The organism is Ruegeria sp. BB6, from assembly GCF_056539385.1.
The window spans coordinates 2501-6358 of the sequence record NZ_JBQFUW010000018.1 but is presented as its reverse complement, the minus strand read 5'-3'; the positions used below and the strand labels follow the sequence as shown (position 1 = coordinate 6358).

The 3858-nt window shown below is 53.1% G+C and carries 1 tRNA gene and 2 rRNA genes; all 3 read right to left on the bottom strand.

Going from position 1 to position 3858, the window contains the following annotated elements:
• The 3 genes from ACR0B7_RS20945 to ACR0B7_RS20935 all read right to left on the bottom strand — a co-directional run bounded on the left by ACR0B7_RS20945 (window position 1) and on the right by ACR0B7_RS20935 (window position 3307).
• A tRNA-Met gene (locus ACR0B7_RS20945) sits at window positions 1-77 on the bottom strand.
• A 57-nt stretch (window positions 78-134) separates the two neighbouring features.
• A 5S ribosomal RNA gene (rrf, locus tag ACR0B7_RS20940) occupies window positions 135-249 on the bottom strand.
• A gap of 192 nt (window positions 250-441) precedes the next feature.
• Window positions 442-3307 (bottom strand): 23S ribosomal RNA (locus tag ACR0B7_RS20935).
• Window positions 3308-3858: the final 551 nt, after the last annotated feature.

Here is a 3858-nt window from a genome sequence, read left to right as displayed (position 1 = left end):
TGGTTGCGGGAGCAGGATTTGAACCTGCGACCTTCAGGTTATGAGCCTGACGAGCTACCGGGCTGCTCCATCCCGCGTCAGAGTCAGATTTGTATCATCGTTAGAGAGAATGCTGTTTTGCGGGCTTTTACTAGGTTTGGCGGTGACCTACTCTCCCGGGGCTTAAGCCCAAGTACCATTGGCGCGGCAGTGCTTAACTTCCGGGTTCGGGATGGGACCGGGTGTTTCACTTGCGCTATGACCACCAAACCGAGGAAAAGCCCCCGTCGCGACTTTTGCGGAGCAAAAGCGCGACGCGCGGCAGGCAGCGTATTCGTTTACGAATGCGCGTTGCCGCACGGTTGTTATATCAATCAACATCGCGGCTAGGCGCTGCGACGTTATCCATTGTCAAGGTCGGTGTATGCTTTCGGTTTTGATTTTGTCTTTCCATTACTGGATCAAATCAAGCCTATCGGGCGATTAGTACCGGTCAACTGAACGCATTACTGCGCTTACATCTCCGGCCTATTGACGTGGTGGTCTTCCACGGCCCTCAGGGAGACCTTGTTTTGAGGGGGGCTTCCCGCTTAGATGCCTTCAGCGGTTATCCTGTCCGATCATAGCTACCCAGCACTGCCGTTGGCACGACAACTGGTCCACCAGTGGATCGTTCACCCCGGTCCTCTCGTACTAGGGGCAACTCCTCTCAAGTCTCCTACACCCACGGCAGATAGGGACCGAACTGTCTCACGACGTTCTAAACCCAGCTCACGTACCTCTTTAAACGGCGAACAGCCGTACCCTTGGGACCTGCTCCAGCCCCAGGATGAGATGAGCCGACATCGAGGTGCCAAACACTGCCGTCGATATGGACTCTTGGGCAGTATCAGCCTGTTATCCCCGGCGTACCTTTTATCCGTTGAGCGATGGCCCTTCCACTCGGGACCACCGGATCACTATGGCCGTCTTTCGACTCTGCTCGACTTGTCAGTCTCGCAGTCAGGCTGGCTTCTGCCATTGCACTCAACGAGCGATTTCCGACCGCTCTGAGCCAACCTTCGCGCGCCTCCGTTACGCTTTAGGAGGCGACCGCCCCAGTCAAACTACCCGCCACGCAGGGTCCCGGATCCGGATAACGGACCGCGGTTAGACATCAAGAGTGCGAAGGGTGGTATCTCAAGGGAGGCTCCACAAGAACTTGCGTTCCTGCTTCAAAGCCTACCACCTATCCTGCACATCACAATCCTGATGCCAGTGCGAAGCTGTAGTAAAGGTGCACGGGGTCTTTCCGTCTAACCGCGGGAAGCCTGCATCTTGACAGGCAATTCAATTTCGCTGAGTCGATGTTGGAGACAGCGGGGAAGTCGTTACGCCATTCGTGCAGGTCGGAACTTACCCGACAAGGAATTTCGCTACCTTAGGACCGTTATAGTTACGGCCGCCGTTTACCTGGGCTTCAATTCAAGGCTCTCACCTCTCCTTTTAACCTTCAGGCACCGGGCAGGCGTCAGACCCTATACGTCGTCTTGCGACTTCGCAGAGCCCTGTGTTTTTAATAAACAGTCGCCACCCCCTGGTTTGTGCCCCCAGCCCCTAGTTGCCTAGGAACCGGGCCTCCTTCTCGCGAACTTACGGAGGTATTTTGCCGAGTTCCTTCAACATCGTTCTCTCAAGCGCCTTGGTATGCTCTACCAGTCCACCTGTGTCGGTTTAGGGTACGGTCTGATGGAGGGCTATTTCCAGGAACCACTCAGCGGCCCACCCAATCCGATAAGGGTGAACAACCTTCGTGATCCGTCACATCCTCCTGGCCTAGGAATATTAACCTAGTTCCCATCGCCTACGCCTTTCGGCCTCGGCTTAGGGGCCGGCTTACCCTGCTCAGATTAGCTTTAAGCAGGAACCCTTGGACTTTCGGCGAGAGTGTCTCTCACACTCTTTGTCGCTACTCATGTCATCATTCTCACTAGTGATCTCTCCACGGGATCGCTCACGCGCCCGCTTCATCGAAAGAACCTATGCCTGCGCTACCGCCTATTCGGCTACTTGAGCGCGATTGCTCGCGCCAAATGACCGGCGGTAAAAAAGGCAAGGTTCTATGTCACACTACGCTCTGCTACCGATGCTTACGCATCCCTAGACTTCGGCTCATGGCTTGAGCCCCGTTACATCTTCGCCGCAGGACAACTTATTTAGACCAGTGAGCTGTTACGCTATCTTTAAAGGATGGCTGCTTCTAAGCCAACCTCCTGGTTGTTTTGGTCGTCCCACCTGCTTTCCCACTTAGCCATGAATTGGGGGCCTTAGTCGTAGGTCAGGGTTGTTTCCCTCTCCACTACGGACGTTAGCATCCGCAGTGTGTCTGCCATCTAGTACTCCCGGGTATTCGGAGTTTGGTTAGGATCAGTAAGCCTGTGGGGCCCCATTACCCATCCAGTGCTCTACCCCCCGGGGTATTCGGATGACGCTCTACCTAAATAGATTTCGCAGAGAACCAGCTATCTCCGAGTTTGATTGGCCTTTCACCCCTAGGCACAGCTCATCCCGATCTTTTTCAACAGATGTGGGTTCGGTCCTCCAGTAAGTGTTACCTTACCTTCAACCTGGCCATGCCTAGATCACTCGGTTTCGGGTCTGATCCCACGAACTCATACGCCCTATTAAGACTCGCTTTCGCTACGCCTACACCTAACGGCTTAAGCTTGCTCGTAAGACCAAGTCGATGACCCATTATACAAAAGGTACGCCGTCAGCTCGCAAGGAGCCTCCGACTGATTGTAGGCGTTCGGTTTCAGGTACTGTTTCACTCCCCTCGTCGGGGTGCTTTTCACCTTTCCCTCACGGTACTGGTTCGCTATCGGTCAGCAAGGAGTACTTAGCCTTCGAAGGTGGTCCTCCGATCTTCAGACAGAATTTCACGTGTTCCGCCCTACTTAATACGTCCATCAGAGCTTAGAATACGGGGCTGTCACCCGCTATGGCCATGCTTCCCAACATGTTCTTCTCACTCATCTGGCTCGGCTGGTCCCCGTTCGCTCGCCGCTACTAGGGGAGTATCAATTGATTTCCTTTCCTCCGGGTACTTAGATGTTTCAGTTCCCCGGGTTTGCTCTTAAAACCCTATGTATTCAGGTCTTAAGTACTTGGTTAAGCAACATATTGAGTAGCAAAACTAACAATATGAAGCTTTCAAGTGGGTTGCCCCATTCAGAAATCCATGGATCAAAGCTTATTCTCAGCTCCCCATGGCTTATCGCAGAGTATCACGTCTTTCATCGCCTCTTGCTGCCAAGGCATTCACCAAACGCCCTTCTCGCGCTTGATTTGATCCAGAAAAAGAAAGACTTGATATTGGCACTACCGCCTATTCGGCTACTTGAGTGCGTTTGACCGCACACAACCAAAGCTGCGCTAGTAATCAAATCGATCGCGACCGCCCAGCTGGTAACTAAAGGCGATCTTTCTTCTGAACCAAAAGCATACTTTCCCGCCTTCCATCCTGGAACCCGCGCTGCCGATGTCGGTCGGCCCCACGCAGAGGATAGAAGACAATGCATAACCGTTAAGTTATGCGGGTTAGTGTACTTGACTTGGACAACTCTGTTCGTTTCAGCCGGGATATTCAAAAAGGGACGAGGAAACATCCCTAATCAAACCTCCTCACTATGTGTGCTACCGCCTATTCGGCTACTTGAGCACGTGAGGACCAACTGAGATCAACGCCTCACTCGGCGCGATCAAACAGTGTTGATTGATTTCTCTCTATACGATGTCAATTGCGGCGACTTTCGAAGAAAGTCTGCCGGGTGCGAGGCAGCGTATTCTCGAAGAGAATGCGCGTTCGCACACCATAGTCTGTAAGAACAGACATCTCAG